General features: G+C 68.7%; 11 protein-coding genes. 2 read left to right on the top strand and 9 right to left on the bottom strand.

Features of this window, described 5'->3' with window-relative positions:
* Genes IEV67_RS00935 through IEV67_RS00950 form a run of 4 tightly spaced genes read right to left on the bottom strand, consistent with a single transcriptional unit; the run spans nucleotide 1 to nucleotide 5,360 of the window.
* Nucleotides 1–1,023, bottom strand: coding sequence for an ABC transporter permease (locus tag IEV67_RS00935; RefSeq protein WP_188434657.1), 1,023 nt, complete (start codon nucleotides 1,021–1,023; stop codon nucleotides 1–3).
* A 10-nt stretch (nucleotides 1,024–1,033) separates the two neighbouring features.
* The gene (locus IEV67_RS00940; RefSeq protein ID WP_188434658.1) at nucleotides 1,034–2,626 is read right to left on the bottom strand and encodes an ABC transporter substrate-binding protein; all 1,593 of its coding nucleotides are present in this window, start codon (nucleotides 2,624–2,626) and stop codon (nucleotides 1,034–1,036) included.
* 56 nt (nucleotides 2,627–2,682) lie between these two features.
* Nucleotides 2,683–4,257, bottom strand: a complete 1,575-nt coding sequence (locus IEV67_RS00945) for a hydantoinase/oxoprolinase N-terminal domain-containing protein (protein WP_188434659.1) — start codon at nucleotides 4,255–4,257, stop codon at nucleotides 2,683–2,685.
* Entirely contained in the window at nucleotides 4,254–5,360 is a 1,107-nt protein-coding gene (locus IEV67_RS00950) for an S-methyl thiohydantoin desulfurase family protein (RefSeq protein ID WP_188434660.1), read from the bottom strand. The genes IEV67_RS00945 and IEV67_RS00950 overlap by 4 nt, the downstream gene beginning before the upstream one ends.
* A 73-nt stretch (nucleotides 5,361–5,433) precedes the next feature.
* Between IEV67_RS00950 and IEV67_RS00955 the strand changes: the two genes are divergently transcribed.
* Both IEV67_RS00955 and IEV67_RS00960 read left to right on the top strand, forming a co-directional pair.
* Nucleotides 5,434–6,909 carry a PucR family transcriptional regulator gene (locus IEV67_RS00955; protein ID WP_188434661.1) on the top strand — a complete coding sequence of 492 codons (1,476 nt, stop codon included), beginning with the start codon at nucleotides 5,434–5,436 and terminating at the stop codon, nucleotides 6,907–6,909.
* 95 nt (nucleotides 6,910–7,004) lie between these two features.
* Nucleotides 7,005–8,144 carry a CaiB/BaiF CoA transferase family protein gene (locus IEV67_RS00960; RefSeq protein WP_188434662.1) on the top strand — a complete coding sequence of 380 codons (1,140 nt, stop codon included), beginning with the start codon at nucleotides 7,005–7,007 and terminating at the stop codon, nucleotides 8,142–8,144.
* A gap of 19 nt (nucleotides 8,145–8,163) precedes the next feature.
* Here IEV67_RS00960 and IEV67_RS00965 read toward each other — a convergent pair whose 3' ends face one another.
* From IEV67_RS00965 to IEV67_RS00985, 5 genes are read right to left on the bottom strand one after another with little or no spacing between them, the layout of a single operon-like run.
* A complete protein-coding gene (locus tag IEV67_RS00965) occupies nucleotides 8,164–9,744 on the bottom strand; it encodes an amidohydrolase (protein ID WP_229702600.1) in 1,581 nt (526 codons plus the stop codon).
* A gap of 13 nt (nucleotides 9,745–9,757) precedes the next feature.
* Nucleotides 9,758–11,230: an amidohydrolase gene (locus tag IEV67_RS00970; RefSeq protein ID WP_188434664.1), complete on the bottom strand. Its 1,473-nt coding sequence runs from the start codon at nucleotides 11,228–11,230 to the stop codon at nucleotides 9,758–9,760.
* Nucleotides 11,231–11,275: 45 nt separating this feature from the next.
* On the bottom strand, nucleotides 11,276–12,304 hold the full coding sequence (gene ocd / locus IEV67_RS00975) for an ornithine cyclodeaminase (protein WP_188434665.1): 1,029 nt from the start codon (nucleotides 12,302–12,304) through the stop codon (nucleotides 11,276–11,278).
* Complete coding sequence (locus IEV67_RS00980; protein WP_188434666.1) at nucleotides 12,301–12,933, bottom strand: FMN-binding negative transcriptional regulator; 633 nt, start codon at nucleotides 12,931–12,933, stop codon at nucleotides 12,301–12,303. The genes ocd and IEV67_RS00980 overlap by 4 nt, the downstream gene beginning before the upstream one ends.
* An 11-nt stretch (nucleotides 12,934–12,944) precedes the next feature.
* On the bottom strand, nucleotides 12,945–16,418 hold the full coding sequence (locus IEV67_RS00985; RefSeq protein ID WP_188434667.1) for a bifunctional proline dehydrogenase/L-glutamate gamma-semialdehyde dehydrogenase: 3,474 nt from the start codon (nucleotides 16,416–16,418) through the stop codon (nucleotides 12,945–12,947).
* Nucleotides 16,419–16,514: the final 96 nt, after the last annotated feature.

Consider the following 16,514-nt stretch of genomic DNA (forward strand, 5'->3'; position numbering starts at 1 on the left):
TCACCCTTCTGCGATCGTGGTGCGCGGATCGATCGTGATGAGGATCAGATCGACGACGAGGTTCACGGCGAGGACCATGGCGGCATACACGAGCACCATGCCCTGCACCATCGGGTAGTCCTTCGTGCCGACGGCTGCGACGAGCGTGCTGCCGGTACCGGGGATCGCGAACACGGTCTCGATGATGACCGTACCGGCGACGAGCCCGGAGAGAAGGAGCCCTCCCACGGTCAACGTGGCGGTGATGATGTTCGGCAGCGCGTGCCGGAGCAGGATCAGCCGCTGCGGCAGGCGCTTCGCCCGTGCGGTGGCGATGTAGGTCGAATCCAGCACCTTGATCATCTCCACCTGCACGATCCGCGCGAGGTAGGCCATCGGACCGAGCGCGAGCCCGAGCACCGGCAGCACGGCGTTCGGCGCACCACCCCATCCGGCCGGGGGGAACAGCCCCAGCCACATGCTGAACAGGGCGATCAGTCCGACCGAGAGCAGGAAATCCGGTACGGCGATGAGCACACCGAGCAGACCGGACACTCCGCTGTTGAGCGAGCGACCCCGACCGGTGCGTGCGAGCAGCGCCGCGCCCATGCCGATCGGCAGCGCGCCGATCACGGCGACGATGAAGCCCAGCGCGGCGAGGCTCAGCGTGGTCGGAAAACGAGACACGATCGTGCCGGTGACCGAGAGACCCGACTGGATCGACGTGCCGAGATCTCCCTGCAGCAGTCCCGCCAGGTAGTCGAGGAGCTGCTGAGGTACCGGCTTGTCCAGCCCGAGGTCGGCCCGAGTGCTCTCGACCAGGGCCGCCGGGGCGGTGGGCCCGAGGGCCGCCCGCACCGGATCACCCGGGACGAAGTGGATGAGGAAGAACGCGGCGAGGACCACGACCAGAAGACTGACGATCAGCCGTCCGATCCGCCGGATGGCGAAGTCGGTGCGCGGCGAGCGCCGCTGCTGCAGTTCTCGCAGTTGCAGCAGCCGTCCGGTGACGGGTGTTCCCTGACGGGGCTCGGTCGTGGTCATCGCCTGCGGCTCACTCGGTCATTCGGATCGTGACCGGCTGGAGGTAGTCGGTGATCTCGAACGTTGCACCGGACATGTACGTCGGGCGGATGGTTCCGGTCAGCAGCAGCGTGTGGAAGTTCTCCACCACGGTCTTCTCCGCCTGCTGCCAGTATCCGCAGGCCTCGTCGGCATCTGCCGCTGCACGAGCCTGATCGGCGAACGCGTTGTACTCCTCGTCATCGACGCCCATGAAGTTCAGGCCGCCTTCTTCGGGGAAGGCGCCTCCGTAGAAGAGGTCCTGCGTCACGGGGCTTCCGACGCCGATCTGGATCCAGCCGGTGTCGTAGTCGAAGGTCTCGTAGAGATACTCCGACCAGCTGGCACCGTCCATCGCGATCAGCTCGGTAGTGATGCCGAGCTCGTCCCAGTCCTCGGCGACGAGTTCAGCCGCCGACGCATGAGCGGTGGAGGTGGCGTCGTAGATGAAGTTGATGGTCAGCGGCTCGCCGTCCTTGCTGCGCTGTCCGTCGGCGCCTTCCACCCAGCCCGCCTCGTCCAGCAGTTCGGCTGCGCGCTCCGTGTCGGAATCCGGACGGTCCCAGACCGGCTCCTCGCTGAAGCAGGTGAACGGCGCGTCGGTGATCCAGGAGGTCAGCTCGACGGGGCGACCGCCGCTGACGACCTCGGCGGTGTCCTCGTGGTTGAAGCCCAGGATGAGCGCTTCACGGACCAGCGGGTCGTGCGTGGGCCGATCCGCTCGCTCGTTGAAGAGCATCTGACCGATCGGATTGATGATTCCGGCGAACTCGTAGCCGGCGGCCTCGATGCGATCCTGGTCCGGCCCCTCGACCGCAGCCGCGTTGAGCTCGCCGGAGAGCAGCAGGTTCGTGCGGGTTGACGTGTCCGTGACGACGCTGATCTCCAGGGACCCTGGCAGACCAACGGTGTCGGAGGTGACGTCGTTCGGTCCCCAGGTGTAGTCGTCTCGTGCCTCGAAGAGATAGCGATCCGCCTTCACGTCCGTCAGCTCGTAGAGCCCGGTTCCGTTGGAGGCCTCCTCGAGGCTCGACGGGTTCTCGAGCCCAGCCTCGCCGACCATCATGATGCTGCCGACGATGCTCGCCAGGAACGGGTCGGAGGCGTCTGCCGTGACCTCCAGGGTCGACCCGCTGCCGGTGGCCTTGAGGCCCGCGGGCAGGACGTCCGCCAGCACTGTGGCGTTGGCGGGGTCGGCATGGTAGTTGAGGTTCGCGGCCGCGACTTCGGCGGTGAACTCCGATCCGTCGTGGAAGGTCACGCCGTCCTTGAGTTCGAACGTCACCGACTTCCCGTCGTCTCCCAGCTCCCAGGAATCGGCGAGCCACGGCGATTGCTCGCCCTCGGCATCCGTATAGATCAGGGTCTCGTAGGCGTAGGTGTTGATCTGGATCTCCTGCGGCTGCGTGGCGGTCATCGGGATGATGCTGCCCACCTCCGGGAAGATCGCTTGGGTGAAGGTTCCACCGGAGACGTAGTCTCCCTCGGGCGACCCTTGGCCGCCTGCGGAACCCGAGCATGACGCCAATGTCATGGCGAGGACGACGAGTCCGGCTCCCACCGGTACTGCGATACTGCGTTTCATTGCAATCTCCTCTTTCGGGTGATGATGTCCATCGGGTGTGGTGCAGGGCTGGTGCGTCAGCCGGAGATAGCTCCGGCTGTGAGTCGGGCGAGCGGTCCGGCCGCCTTCACGGAGACGTTCACGGTCGGCTGCGCCGTATAGGGCACATGGGTCTCGAGGATCTCGACGACGGAGACCTCGAGCGGATCGGCTCCGGCCTGGATGGCCTTGGCGATGGCCGCTTCGGATGCCTGCTCGATGGCCGCCTCACGCTCACCCATCGGCGCCATCTGATCGGCACGTCCACCGGCGAGCGAGATCGCCGCGCCAACGGCGTTGGCGACGCCGCCGTGATCCGGACGCAGCACTTCTCCGGCACTGGGAAGACGATCGGGAACGAGGAATCCTCCGCCGCCGACGACGACGAGCGGGATATCGGCCCGGCCGAGCGACAGGCGCTCGACGGCGGCATCCAGTCGATCGGTGATGATGGCGAGGGCCGCCTCAAGTGCGGCTGCCGTGGCGGGCGGCAATGCGGGGAGCCGGCGACCGGCCACAGGGCTGCTGATGAGTGCAGCGGCGTCCGTCAGCGTCGGCGTCGAGCCGCCGAACAGCAGACCCTCCCGATCGATCCGGTAGCCGACCGACTCCGGTCCGACGCGACCGGTGGCGACATCGACGATCGTGCCGCCGCCGATCCCCACGGAGAGCACGTCCGGCATCCGGAAGTTCGTGCGCACGCCACCGATCTCGCGGGGCAGCGTCGACTCACGGGGGAACCCGCCGACCACGACGCCGAGGTCGCTGGTCGTGCCGCCCACATCCACGACGATCGCGTTGTCGTGGCCGGAGAGGTATGCAGCGCCTCTGATCGAGTTCGCCGGACCAGAACCGATCGTGAGCACCGGGTACTGGGCCGCGTAGTCGAGCGACATGAGCGTGCCGTCGTTCTGTGCGAAGAAGGTCTGCGCGTCGAGTCCCTCCTCAGCGACGACGGTGACGAGAGCATCCGTGACCGCGAGCGCGACGCTGTACAGCGCGGCGTTGAGCACGGTGGCGTTCTCGCGTTCGAGCAGCCCGGTCGGGCCGATGTCCTGGCTGAGGAAGACGCGCGTGTCCTGGCCGAGGTGATTTCGCAGCATCTCTGCGACCTCGAGCTCCTGCTCGGGCGAGGACGGGCTGAAGATCCCGGCAACGGCGATCGCGTCGAAGCCGCCCAGTCCGTCGACGAATCGGCGGATTCCGTCACGGTCCAGCGGCGAGATCGGCGTGCCGTCGACCATATGGCCGCCGCCGACCATGGCAGAGCCGGCGAGGACCATGTCGGCGAGGTCCTGCGGCCACCCGGTGAGCGGAGGGAACTCCGTCGCCGCCGGCGCGCCGAGGCGGATCATCGCGACCCTGTCGAGGCCGCGACGCTGCACGATCGCGTTCGTCGCATGAGTGGTGCCGAGCATGACGCGGGAGACACGGCTGCGCTCCGCGCCGACCGCCGCCAGCACGTCGGCGATACTGGCGCGGATGCCGCCGGTGACGTCGTCGGTCGTCGGTCGCTTCGTCTCGGCGAGGACGGTGCCGTACCCGTCGAGGATGACGGCGTCGGTGTTCGTTCCACCGACGTCGACGCCGAGGGCGAGATCACGGGCGGTCATCGGGCTGCTCCCTCGAAAGGCGTGTACGGAAGGTCGTAGCCGAAGGCGGCTGGTCCCGCGAGCTCAAGACCGCGCGGAGTGCGCCACACCGGATCGCATGGCCACGCGAGCACGGAGACCCGTTGCCCGAAGCGGAGCATCTCGGTCGTGATGGCATGCCCGGTCTCGGTGTCGATGATGGTGATGAGATCCGGCACGCTGACGAGCACCTCGCCGTCCTCGAGCACCAGGAGGTTCTCGTTCTGCAGCTCCAGCCGCTGCAATCGACCGCGGTCGTCGCCGATGCCGGTGATCGTCACCGATCCGCGGACGAATCCGCCGACGGTGCGACGGTCGAGATCGGTGATCTTTCCGCTGAGGAGCACCCGGGCGTCCAGCTCGGCGGCGATCGCCGCCACGGGCTCCGATGCGCTCAGGAGAGCGTGGCCCACACGGATCGCCGCGCTCACGGTGCCCTCGATGACGGCGCCGCGCACGGTGTCGGCCGTCATCGGGTAGTGGGCGCCGATGCAGATCGATCCACTCGCGACCGTGAGCGCGCGCGCATGCCGCTCCAGCCAGTGCAGGTCGACCGTCTTCATGACGGTGATGTTGCCGACAACGTCGCTCTGCACCGCCCAGTCGCAGTGCACTCCCGCGACGTTCATGGCCATCATCGCGGCATCCGGGAACGCGCGGCCCATGCCGTCGGCGTCGAGCACCTGCAAGCCCAGCTGCGCGGCCCAGCCGATCGGACGGACACCGTTGCTGCCGCCGATCTCCGCCGCCATCAGCGTCGTGACAGGGCGACCGAGGAGCCGCTCGGCCTCTTCCAGAAGAGCGTGGATCTGCCCCTTCGAGGACAGCATCTCGATGCCGACCGTCGGTGCGCCGATGCCGGACATCAGGATCACGACATCGTCCGGCCCGAGGTCGTCGACGGTCACGAGCCGGACGGGGCCGTGCGTACGAAGTTCGCGTTCGACCATGGTCTGTGCGCCGTACACCTCACCGCCCCCGCCGGTGCCGAAGATCGCCGTGCCGATGCCGAGGGCTGCGATGTCGCCCTCGGTGATCTCGGTGATGCGCACCGCTGTCTGCGGAGCGGGAGATGTCTGAGCCATGTCCCCACCGTACGGAGGGCATTGCCTACCGACAATGTCTTGAGCATCCAGTGATTCCTGCCAGACTGTGCTCATGGCACAGTACTCGATCGAGGATCTCCGAACGGATGCCGAACGCCTTGGCCTGCGGCATCAGGCCGGCCCCGTCGATGATCGAGCGATCGAGCGCGTGGACCTCGTCGCCGTCGACGGCCTCAGTTCCACGGCGGCCGGCACCCTCGTCATCATCACCGGCGACGAGCAGCCGCCGCCGTTCCGCATCGATGTGGCGCTGCGCCAGGCGAGCGCGAGGGGCCTCGCCGGTGTCGTCTTCGCCTCCGACCTCGCGCTGCCGGAGACGGCGGCCGTCCTCGCCGGCCGCGCCGGCGTCCCGGTGTTCGCCGCGCCGGGCACGAAGGCCGCCGACCTCGCGAAGGCGATCGACAGGGCGATCGCCGGCGGCGCCTCCGAGGCCATGATGCGCGGAGCGCTGGCGGTGGAACGGGCGACAGCCGCCGCCGCATCCGACGGCACGATCGACGCGATCCTCGCCGCCGCGTCCGCAGCTCTGGGCATCGAGGTGGCGCTCGTCGAGGATCCGTCCGTCTCCTGGTCGCAGAGCGATGCCGTCTGCATCGGCGAGGTGCCGATCGGCCGCGTCGTCGCCTCCTCACCGGATGCCGCCACAGGTGTCGCCGTCCCCGTGATCGCCTCGCTGCTCTCACGCGCGGTGCAGCGCAGCACCCGCGACCGCTACGCCTCCACGCAGTCCCGCGCCGACCTGCTGATCGAGCTCGTCCTCGCGGAGTCCTCACGCGTGGAGGGGTTCGTCGGACAGGCCGCACGGCTGGGGCTGCCCCTGCAGCAGTCGCACGTCGCGGCATGGCTGGCCCCGACGAGCGCGGCCGATCCCCAGGCTCGTGCCCCGCGCACTGTGCAACCGGCACTCGAACTCTTCGCGCTGCAACTCGTCGAAGCACGCGACGAGATGTGGCACCTCGCGTTCCTGCAGGACGATCTCATGCTCGTGTGCACCGAGGAGCACGGGGCAGCCGACCACCAGCGCCGGGTGCGTGAGGTCGCCGTGCGCATCCAGGAGCAGGCGCAGGTGCTCGGTGGGCCCGGCTGGGCGTACACCCTTGGTCTCGGCACACCGCAGCTGGGCGCGATCGGTGTGCGTCAGTCCGCCGCAGAGGCGCGGATCGCTGCGGAGTCGGCCATCGCGGCTGGGCGCTTGGGCGGGGTAGAGCTCACCGATGTCACTGGACTGCGCCGTGTTCTGCTGGACGTGTACGCCTCCCCGATCAGCAGGGATCTGCTGCACGACATCCTGCATCCGCTCGACGCCCTCGGCCCGGAGCGCGCCCTCACCGCGGTGCGCACACTGCAGGTGTATCTCGCCCACGGCAGCTCGCTCGTGCACGCCGGTCGCGAGCTGATGATGCATCCGAACGGCGTCGGCTACCGGATGCGGCAGATCCGCGAGCGCCTGGATGTCGATCTGGATGACCCCGACACCCGCTTCGCCGTCGAGCTCGCCTGCCGGGTGCGACTGCTCGGCGCCGTCTGAGCGTCGCACCGGGTGGGCTTCGGAACCAGTCACCGCCGTCGGGCATGTGCCGATCGCCCATGAGACTTGTCGATCCGACTCGATAGCGTGACCGCATGCCCGGTGAGCCGAATGAACCAGAGCCGTTCCAGCCGTTGCGCGGCATCCGCGTCATCGACTTCACCCGACTCCTCGCGGGACCCTACGCGACCATGACGCTCGCCGAGCTCGGCGCCGACGTCATCAAGATCGAGAAGCCGGATGCCGGCGATGACACCCGCGCATGGGGCCCGCCGTTCGTGGGCGAGGACAGCGCCTACTTCCACGCGATCAATCGCGGCAAGCGGAGTGTCGCGCTCGACCTCACGGTCGCCGCCGATCGAGAGAAGGCCATCGGCCTGATCGCCGATGCGGATGTCGTCGTCGAGAGCTTCCGCCCTGGAGTCGCCGAGCGGCTCGGCGTCGGCCCCGGCGTGCTGACGGAGCGGTTCCCCCATCTCATCTACGCGTCGATCAGCGGCTTCTCCCCCGTCGGCCCCATGTGGGCGGAGCCGGGGACGGCCGTGACGGTGGAGGCGGAGTCCGGGCTCATGCAGTTGACCGGCTACGCGGACAGCGGACCGGTGCGCTCCGGCGTCGCGATGGTCGACATCGCCACCGGCATGTCGATGATCAACGGTGTGCTCGCCGCACTCCTGGAGCGCACCCGTACCGGCAAGGGGCGCCGTATCGAGGTCTCGCTGTTCGCCACCGCGCTCTCCTCTCTCGGCACCGTGATCGCAAGCGTCTCGGCCGGAGGCCCCGCTCCCCGGCCGTGGGGCAGCGGGCATCCGTCGATCGTGCCGTACCGCGCCTTCGCCGCCGCCGACGGGCATGCCGTGCTGGGCGCGACCAACGACCCGATGTTCGCCCGTCTCGCCACAGCGCTCGACATGGAGGATGAGCTCGGCCGCGAGCAGTGGCGACGCAACGAAGGACGCGTGCGAGACCGCGACACACTCGAGGCACTGCTCGCGGAACGGCTCGCGCTTCTCACCGTCGATGAGATCGCCGAGCGGCTGCAGCGGCATCGTGTGCTGATCGCCCGCGTGCGCCCGGCTGACGAAGCGGCTCGCGGCGCCCAGGCCACTGCCATGGGCATGGTCTTCGAAGACGAGGGCGTACTCATCGCCCGCTCCGCTCTCGGAACGAACGGCACCGCCGTGCTCGGCCGCGCTCCCCTGCTGGGCGAGCACAACGAGGAACTGCTCGGCTGACGCGCGGGTGCAGTTCGCCTCAGCGCGTGAACACCCGTTCCCCGCGGATCCACGTCTCCGCGACACGCACCTCGGAGATCTCCTCCGCCGGCACCGTGAACACGTCGCGCTCGAGCACGGCGAAGCTGGCGTCGAACCCCGGCGTGATCTCGCCGACGTGCTCCAGCGGCGACAGCATCCGCGCCCTGCCGGTATAGAGCACCAGCGCCTGCGCGGCCGTGATCGCGGCTGCGGGGCCGAAGTCGATTCCGTTGTAGGTGCGCCGACGCACGGCGGCCTCCACCGAGAGCATGACGTCGTCGGCGCCGCTCCATGCCGTGGCCGGGCGGTCCGACGACAGCGCGAGCGCCTCGACGCCCGCGTACAGCCTGGCGATGGGATAGGCATCCGTCACCTGCTCGGCGCGCAGCGCCTTCTCATAGCCGTCGTACTCGGCGAAGAAGAACACGGTGTGCGTGGCGATGCCGAAACTCATCCGCGCATCCCGCAACCGGCGCACGTAGTCGTCGCTCACGATCGTCGCGTGCTCGATGCGCACCGACGGGATGCCGGTGAGCCAGGGTTCTTCGTCTGCGAACAGTTCGACGACGCGGTCGAGCGCCTGGTCCCCCATCGCATGCACGGCCAACTGCACGCCGTTGCGGCGTGCCCAGTCCGCCGCCGCACGGACGTCCTCATCCGCGACGAGGCGCAGGCCGTGATCGCAGGACTCAGGGTACGGCTCGTGGACCCAGGCCGTGCGGTTCGAGTACGCCCCGTCGAGCACGACCTTGACTCCGGCGATGCGGATCCGCCCCTCGCGGTCGTCGTCGTGGAGATCGGCCAGAGGCTGTTCCGGATCCCAGCCCGGGTACAGCGCAACCCGCAGGCGGAGGCCGCGCTCCGCCGCGGCACGGAAGGTGGTGAGCGGCTCGGCAAGACGTGTGGAGAGCAGATCGCACACGGCGACGATGCCGCGCGATGCGAGCTCGTCACCGAGTGCGATCAGCGCGTCGATCTGCTCGTCGCGGCTCGGTGCGGGGATGAATGCGGCCACGTCGCCGACGGCCGCGATCTCGGTGAGCACGCCGTTGGGCGCTCCGTCGGGGTGGCGTTCGAAGCGGGCCCCGTCCGGGTCGGGAGTGGCCGCCGTGATGCCGGCGAGCTCGAGCGCCTTCGTGTTGCACACCGCGGAGTGCGCGTCGCAGCGCCAGATGAGCACCGGCCGATCGAGTGACACCCGGTCGAGGTCGGCCGCGGTCGGCATGCGGCGCTCGGGGAACTTCGTGTCGTCGAAGCCGCGGCCCAGGATCCAGGCACCCTCTGCGGTGACGGTCTCCGCGTGCGCCCGCATGACCTCGACGAGGTCGTCGACGGAGGTGACCGCCGGCGGGAAGCACTCGGCCGCAGCGGCCGTGCCCGCCATCAGCGCCGGGTGCGTGTGGCTGTCGATCAGGCCGGGCAGCACCGTGCGTCCACCAAGGTCGACAGCATCCTGTCCGTCGACGTCCGTGGCATCGCCGACCCAGTCGAAGACACCGTCTCGGATGCGGAAGGCGGACGCGAAGTCGTCCTCCCCCGTGCCCGTGAAGACCTTCGCGTTCGTGAAGAGCTGCTCCATCGTCATCCGTTCCTCAGATCGTCCGCCAGGTGAATCGTCCGCCCAGCAGCGTGGCCGCCACCGGCATGTCGCGCAGCTCGTCCCGATCGGACGCGTAGGGGTCACGACCTGTGATCACGAGATCGGCCGGCTGCCCGACGGCGAGCGTCGAGCGAGTGGATGCCGCGAGCGCGACATCCAGCGGAACCTGCTGCTCCGGGTGCCAGGCTTCCCGCTCACCCCGACTGCGGGCGGTGGCGGCGCCGATCGAGATCCAGGGATCCAAGGGCGCGACCGGAGCATCGGAGCCCAGCCGCAACTCGGCACCGGCACGGTGCATTGAACCGAACGCGAACGCGCGGTCCGTGCGCCCTGCCCAGTGATGATCGGCGACGTCACGGTCGTCCATGGCGTGCTCCGGCTGCACACTGGCCACCAGGCCGAGTTCGGCGAAACGGGCGAAGTCATCCTCGCGCACCAACTGCGCGTGCTCGATCACACCGCGCATGCCGAGCTCGGCGAACGTGTCGAGCACCTCGCTGTTGGCGCGGTCGCCGATCGCGTGCACGGCGGCGTCGATCCCCGCATCCCGCGCACGCTCGAGCAGACGGCGAAGCTCTGAGATCGGCACGCTCTCCATGCCGCAGGCGAGCGGATGGGACGGGTCCATGCCCGGGTACGGGTCCCAGCACCACGCGGTGCGGGTGTTGAGCGATCCGTCGACCACGACTTTGAGCCGGCCGAACCGCACCAGGCCCTGGTCGTCGATCGGGTCGCCGGTGCGCCACCCGTCGGCGATGACCTTCTCCAACCGGTCGGGCCAGACGGCGCCCTCGACGCGCAGGCTCGTGACGCCGCCGTCCACGCGGGCTCGCCATTCGGTCACGTTGTCGGCACTCTCGAACTCGACGACGCCCACCACCCCACGGGATGCGGCGGCATCCGCCGCTTCGCGGTACGCCGATAGCGGCAGAGCATCGGTCTGGTCCATCGAGTGGTGCACCTCGATCCAGGGTCCCTCGCGCAGCAGGCCGGTCTCATCGAGGTCGACACCGAGACGCGCGGCAGCGGCGCGGTTCATCCAGCCGCAGTGCAGATCACCACTGACGAGAATGACGGGCACCTCGGGTATGGCCGCCTCGATCGCGGCGAGCGAGGCCGGTTCCTCCCACAGCCCGTCGCGGAAGCCGTAGCCCATGAGCATGCCGTTCAGCAGCGGATGTCCCGAGTCAAGGGCACGGCGGGCGGTGGCGAGCACGTCAGCGGCACTGGTCGTGCCGGTGAGATCGACCCGGCTCCGCCGGATCACGTGCTGCGTGAAATGCACGTGCGAGTCCCACATGCCCGGCCCGATCCAGCGGCCGGAGACGTCGACGGTCTCGCCCTCGACGGTTCCTTCTCCGGACAGTGAGCCTGCGGGGACGATCTCGGCGATCAGGCCATCACGGATGACGATGTCGACGGGGTCTCCGCCGAAAGGTCGCGCGCCGAGGAGGGTGAGGGACATGATTCTCCGGTTCTGGTTCGGGTCAGGCGACAGGAGGGCAGACGATCAGGCGACGGGCACGGGAGCGGTGGCGAACCCGAAAAGATCCTTCGGGTCTTCTGGTGCTGCGACGAGGTCGATCTCGTGAGCGAGTGACGTACCGGCAACACTCTCGCGCAGATACCGCAGCGCGGAGAAATCCTCGATCGCGAAGCCGACGGAGTCGAAGATGGTGACCTGCTCGGCAGACGTGCGTCCTGGAGCAGTCCCGGCGAGCACCTTCCAGAACTCCGTCACCGGGAAATCTGCGGCGACGTTCTGGATCTCGCCCTCGATCCGGGTCTGCGGCGGGTACTCGACGAACACGGGTCCGCGATCGAGGATGCGCGGATCGAGCTCGGTTTTACCTGGGCAGTCCCCGCCGATCGTGTTGATGTGCATGCCGGGAGTGACGTCGGCGTCGGTCAGCACCTGCGCCACCGCCTTGTCCGCCGTGCACGTGGTGACGATGTCGGCACCGGCAGCCGCCTCGGATGCCGAGGAGCACACCGTGATGTCGAAACCGCGCGAGCCGAGATTGCGCACGAACTTCTCGGATGCTGCCGGGTCGACGTCGAAGATGCGCAGCTTCTCGATGCCGAGCACCGCGTGGAAGGCGAGCGCCTGGAATTCCGCTTGACTGCCGGCGCCGATCATCGCCATCACCTGCGAGTCCGCCCTGGCGAGGTGGCGGGCGACCATGGCCGATGTCGCCGCGGTGCGCAAGGCCGTCAGCACTGTCATCTCGGCCAGGAAGACCGGGTACCCGTTGTGCACATCGGCGAGCACCCCGAACGCGGTGACCGTCTGGTAGCCGCGAGCCGGATTGAACGGATGCCCGTTGACGTACTTGAACGCGTAGAGGTCGGGGTCGCTGATCGGCATCAGCTCGATGACGCCGAAGGGGGTGTGGCTGGCGACCCTGGCCGACTTGTCGAATGACTCCCATCGCCGGAAGTCCTCCTCGACGGCATCCGCCATGCCCGCCATGATCTCGGCCGCGCCATGCTGCGCGATCCACCGCACCATGTCGGAGACGCCGACGAACGCGGTCATGCCGACACCTCGTTGACAGCCCGCATACGCGCGGCGAGGGCGGGGTTCTGATACGGCCCTGGCTTGCCGAGTGCGTCGATCACGCGGCCGATGACGCCTGCGGGTTTGTCCTGGCTCATCTTGTCCTTCGCCTCGAAACGGGTGACTCTCATTCGGAATCCGACGGTGCCGTGCACGATGCGCGCCGCGTAGTCGGCGTTCTCCAGCGTGCGGTTCATCAGATAGGGCTCGGGCAGCGGGTGCTCGAAGTGGTCGACGAGCCGCTCCAGCACCTGGAGGTTCTCTTCGTCGGAGAGGAGCTCCGGCGTGCCGTACAGGTGGGCGACGGCGAAGTTCCAGGTGGGCACGGCCGGTGACGCGTCGTACCAGCTCGGTGACACATAGCCCTGTGGTCCGTAGATGATCACCATCGCCTCATGGCCGCCGAGCTCGTGCAGACGCTCGTCTGGACGACCGACGTGGCTGAGCAGCACGATGCCGTCGGCGTCGTCATCCAGCAGGATCGGATAGTGCGAGGCGATGAGGCCCTTTCCCGGCACGAAGCTGACGATGCTCGCCCATGGGTTCTCGCGTACGAGCTCGCGGATCGTCGCGACGTCGTCGAGCAGGTAGTCGGTGTTGGGCCTCATCGTTGTTCTCCTCAGGCGGGGTGCGCGACGAGCGCGGCGATGTCGTGACGGTGCGGGGTGCCGAAGCGGTGCGATGAGATGGACACGGCCTGCTCGCGCAGGAACGGGAGCAGCTCGATCCTGCCGGCGGAGAGCACTGGGCCCGCGTACACGGCGACGGCGGGCGAGCCACCCGTCGCGGCGGCGGTTGCTGCGAGATCTCCACCGACGAGGCGGATGCGACCGCCACCGGTCTCAGCGAGACGAGTGGCACGTGCAGCCCATCCGGACGCGTCCTCCACGGCGATGACGACACCGGCCTCCTGCGCCCAGCGCGCGACCGAGGCGGGGAGCTCGGATGCCGTGCTGACATTGACGCGGCCACCGGGGCGGAGCCCGGCGGCGATCACTCGGACCGCCTCGGCGACGCTCGCCTGCTCCAGGCGGAGCGTGACCGGGACGACGTCATAGCGCAGGGCGTTCTGCTCGGTGGTGAGAGCGGTGACGTCGCGCACGGCGCCGAACTCGCCCTGCCAGGCGGAGACATCGGTCGAGAGGGCACCCTGCAGCCAAGAGCGATCAGCTTCGGCATCCGCCTTCGCGAGCGCCGCGAGCGCGGCGCGGGAGAGAGCGTCCGTCGGTGCGTCCGCCGTGACGGGCGCGTCCTCCCAGTCCGAGAGTCCGATGAGGTAGCTCGGGCCGCCGGCCTTCGTACCAGCGCCGACGGCGGCCTTCTTCCAGCCGCCGAACGGCTGACGCTGAACGATGGCGCCGGTCGTGCCGCGGTTGACGTAGAGGTTGCCTGCCTGCACAGACGCGAGCCACTGCGCGATCTCGTCGTCATCCAGCGAGTGCAGGCCGCTGGTGAGTCCATAGTCGATCGCATTGACCATCGCGGTCGCCTCATCGAGCGAGTTCGCCGTCATGACGCCGAGCACCGGACCGAAGTACTCGGTGAGGTGGAACGGGCTGCCTGCGGCAACACCCTCGCGGATGCCTGGGCGCCATAGCTTTCCCTCGTCGTCGAGCTTCTCGGGCTCGATGACCCACGTCTCACCCGGCTCCAACGTCGTGAGCGCGTGCAGCAGCTTGCCTTCGGCCGGTCCGATCAGAGGCCCGATGCGTGTGGAGCCCTCCCACGGCTCGCCGACACGGTAGGAGCCGACAGCATCGATGAGCTGGCGGCGGAATCGCTCGCTGCGCGCGACGGATCCGACGAGGATCACGAGCGATGCCGCGGAGCACTTCTGACCTGCGTGCCCGAATGCCGAGTAGGCGACATCCTTCGCGGCGAGGTCGAGGTCGGCGCTCGGCGTGATGATGATGGCGTTCTTGCCACTCGTCTCAGCCAACAGCGGCAGGTCGGGACGGAAGCTGCGGAACAGCTCGGCGGTCTCGTAGCCGCCGGTGAGGATCACGCGTTCGACGGCAGGACTGCTGATGAGCTGCGTGCCGAGCTCGCGCCCGTCCAGCTGCACGTACTGCAGCACGTCACGCGGCACACCGGCTTCCCACAGCGCTTCGATCATGACGGCGCCGGAGCGACGAGCCTGACGCGCGGGCTTGATGATCACCGGGGAGCCGGCGGCGAGCGCGGACAACGTGGATCCGGCGGGGATGGCGACCGGGAAGTTCCACGGCGGCGTGACGACGGTGAGTCCGACCGGCTTATGGGTCGCCCCGTCGATCTCTTCGATGCGCTTGGCGCTCTCGGCGTAGAAGTGCGCGAAGTCGATCGCCTCCGACACCTCTGGGTCGCCCTGTTCGAGCACCTTGCCCGCCTCGGAGCCCATGACCTCGAGCAGATCGGCGCGACGCGCCTGGAGGGCGTCGCCGGCGCGGTGCAGGATCTCCGCCCGCCCCTCGGCGCCGAGCGCCCGCCAGCTCTCACCGGCAGCCACGGCGGTGGCGATGACCTCGTCGAGGGCGCCGGCATCCGACAGCGTGTTCGCCTGGACCGTCTGGTCGCCGAGGGTGGAGGCTTCCATGCGGGAGCGGATGCTGTCGCCCCACGTGCGGTTGGCCGCGAGGCTCGGATCGGTGTCTGGAGTGTTCGTGAACGAATCGCGCGCGGCGGCGGGCTGCTCGGCGGTGCGGTCCTGGGTGCGGTTGGACGCCGGGACGTCCGTGGGCATCGACCGGATGGATGCCAGGAACCGGTCGCGTTCGCGAGCGAACAGCGCTGGTTCGTCGTCGAGTTCGAACACGGCAGACATGAAGTTGTCCGTCGACGCTCCCTCTTCGAGTCGGCGGATCAGGTAGGCGATCGCGACATCGAACTCGGCGGGGTGCACGACGGGCGTGTACAGCAGCAGCGAGCCGACGGTACGGCGCACGACGGATGCCTGGGCGGTGGCCATGCCCAGCAGCATCTCGAACTCGATGTCCTTGGTCGCTGAACCAGCGACGATCCCGCGCTGATTCGCGAGCAGCCAGGCGAGGGCGATGTCGAACAGGTTGTGACCGGCGATGCCGATGCGCACGTTCTTCACGTGCTCCGGGCGCAGCGCGTAGTCGAGCACGGCCTTGTACGAGGCATCCGACGCCTGCTTGCTGTCCCAGGTCGCGAGCGGCCAGTCATGCGTCTCGGCATCCACACGCTCCATCGGCAGGTTCGCGCCCTTGACGACGCGTACCTTGATCGGTGCGCCGCCATCCGCCACCCGGGCGGCAGACCACTCCTGCAGACGGATCATGGCGCCGAGGGCATCCGGCAGGTACGCCTGCAACACGATGCCGGCTTCGAGCGCCTTGAACTCATCGCGGTCGAGGATCGAGGTGAAGACCGCGATCGTCAGATCGAGGTCTTTGAACTCCTCCATGTCGAGGTTGATGAACTTGCCGCCGCGCGTCTTCGCGATGCGGAAGAGCGGTACGAGCGCCTCGGCCGCGTGCTCGACGGCTTCGTCGAATGCCCACGGGCTGTGCGGCGCGACCGTCGAGGACACCTTGATCGAGACGTAGTCGACGTCGTCGCGCTCGAGGAGTCGGCGGGTGCCGGCCAGCCGCCTGGCGGCCTCGTCCTCGCCGAGGATCGCCTCGCCGAGGAGGTTGATGTTCAGGTGCACGCCGTCATCGGAGCGGATGCGGCGGATCGCCTTGCCGAGCTTGGCGTCGGTGGCGTCGACGATGAGGTGCCGCACCATGCCGCGCAGCACACGGCGGCTGATCGGCACGACGATGCCGGGGAACGCCGGCGCGAGCGCGCCGCCGAGGCGGATGAGTCCGCGCAGCGCGGCAGGCAGGAACTTCGGGGTGAGGGGCACGAGGTCACGCAGGTTGTGCGCGGCGACCTTCAGGTCTTCGGGCCTGACCACGCCGTCGACGAATCCCACGGTGAAGTCGAGCCCGTTCGGATCGCTGAGCACACCGGCGAGCCGAGCGGCCGACGTGTCCGTCGGCACCTCTCGGCTCTCGACGAGCCAGCGCTGCACGAGCGCGATCGCGTCATCCGCGAGTCCTGCGAGCTCTGCCTGTCCGGTCGGGGCGGCTGTGGCCTGTGTCATCGTGCATCCTCACTCGAGAGCGCGGCGCTGCCGCGCGACCTGCTCTCAGTGTGATGCTCAGCTATCATTCGTGAAAAGCGAGGCTTTACGATGGGT

It is taken from the genome of Microbacterium murale, assembly GCF_014635185.1.
GTDB classification, from domain to species: domain Bacteria; phylum Actinomycetota; class Actinomycetes; order Actinomycetales; family Microbacteriaceae; genus Microbacterium; species Microbacterium murale.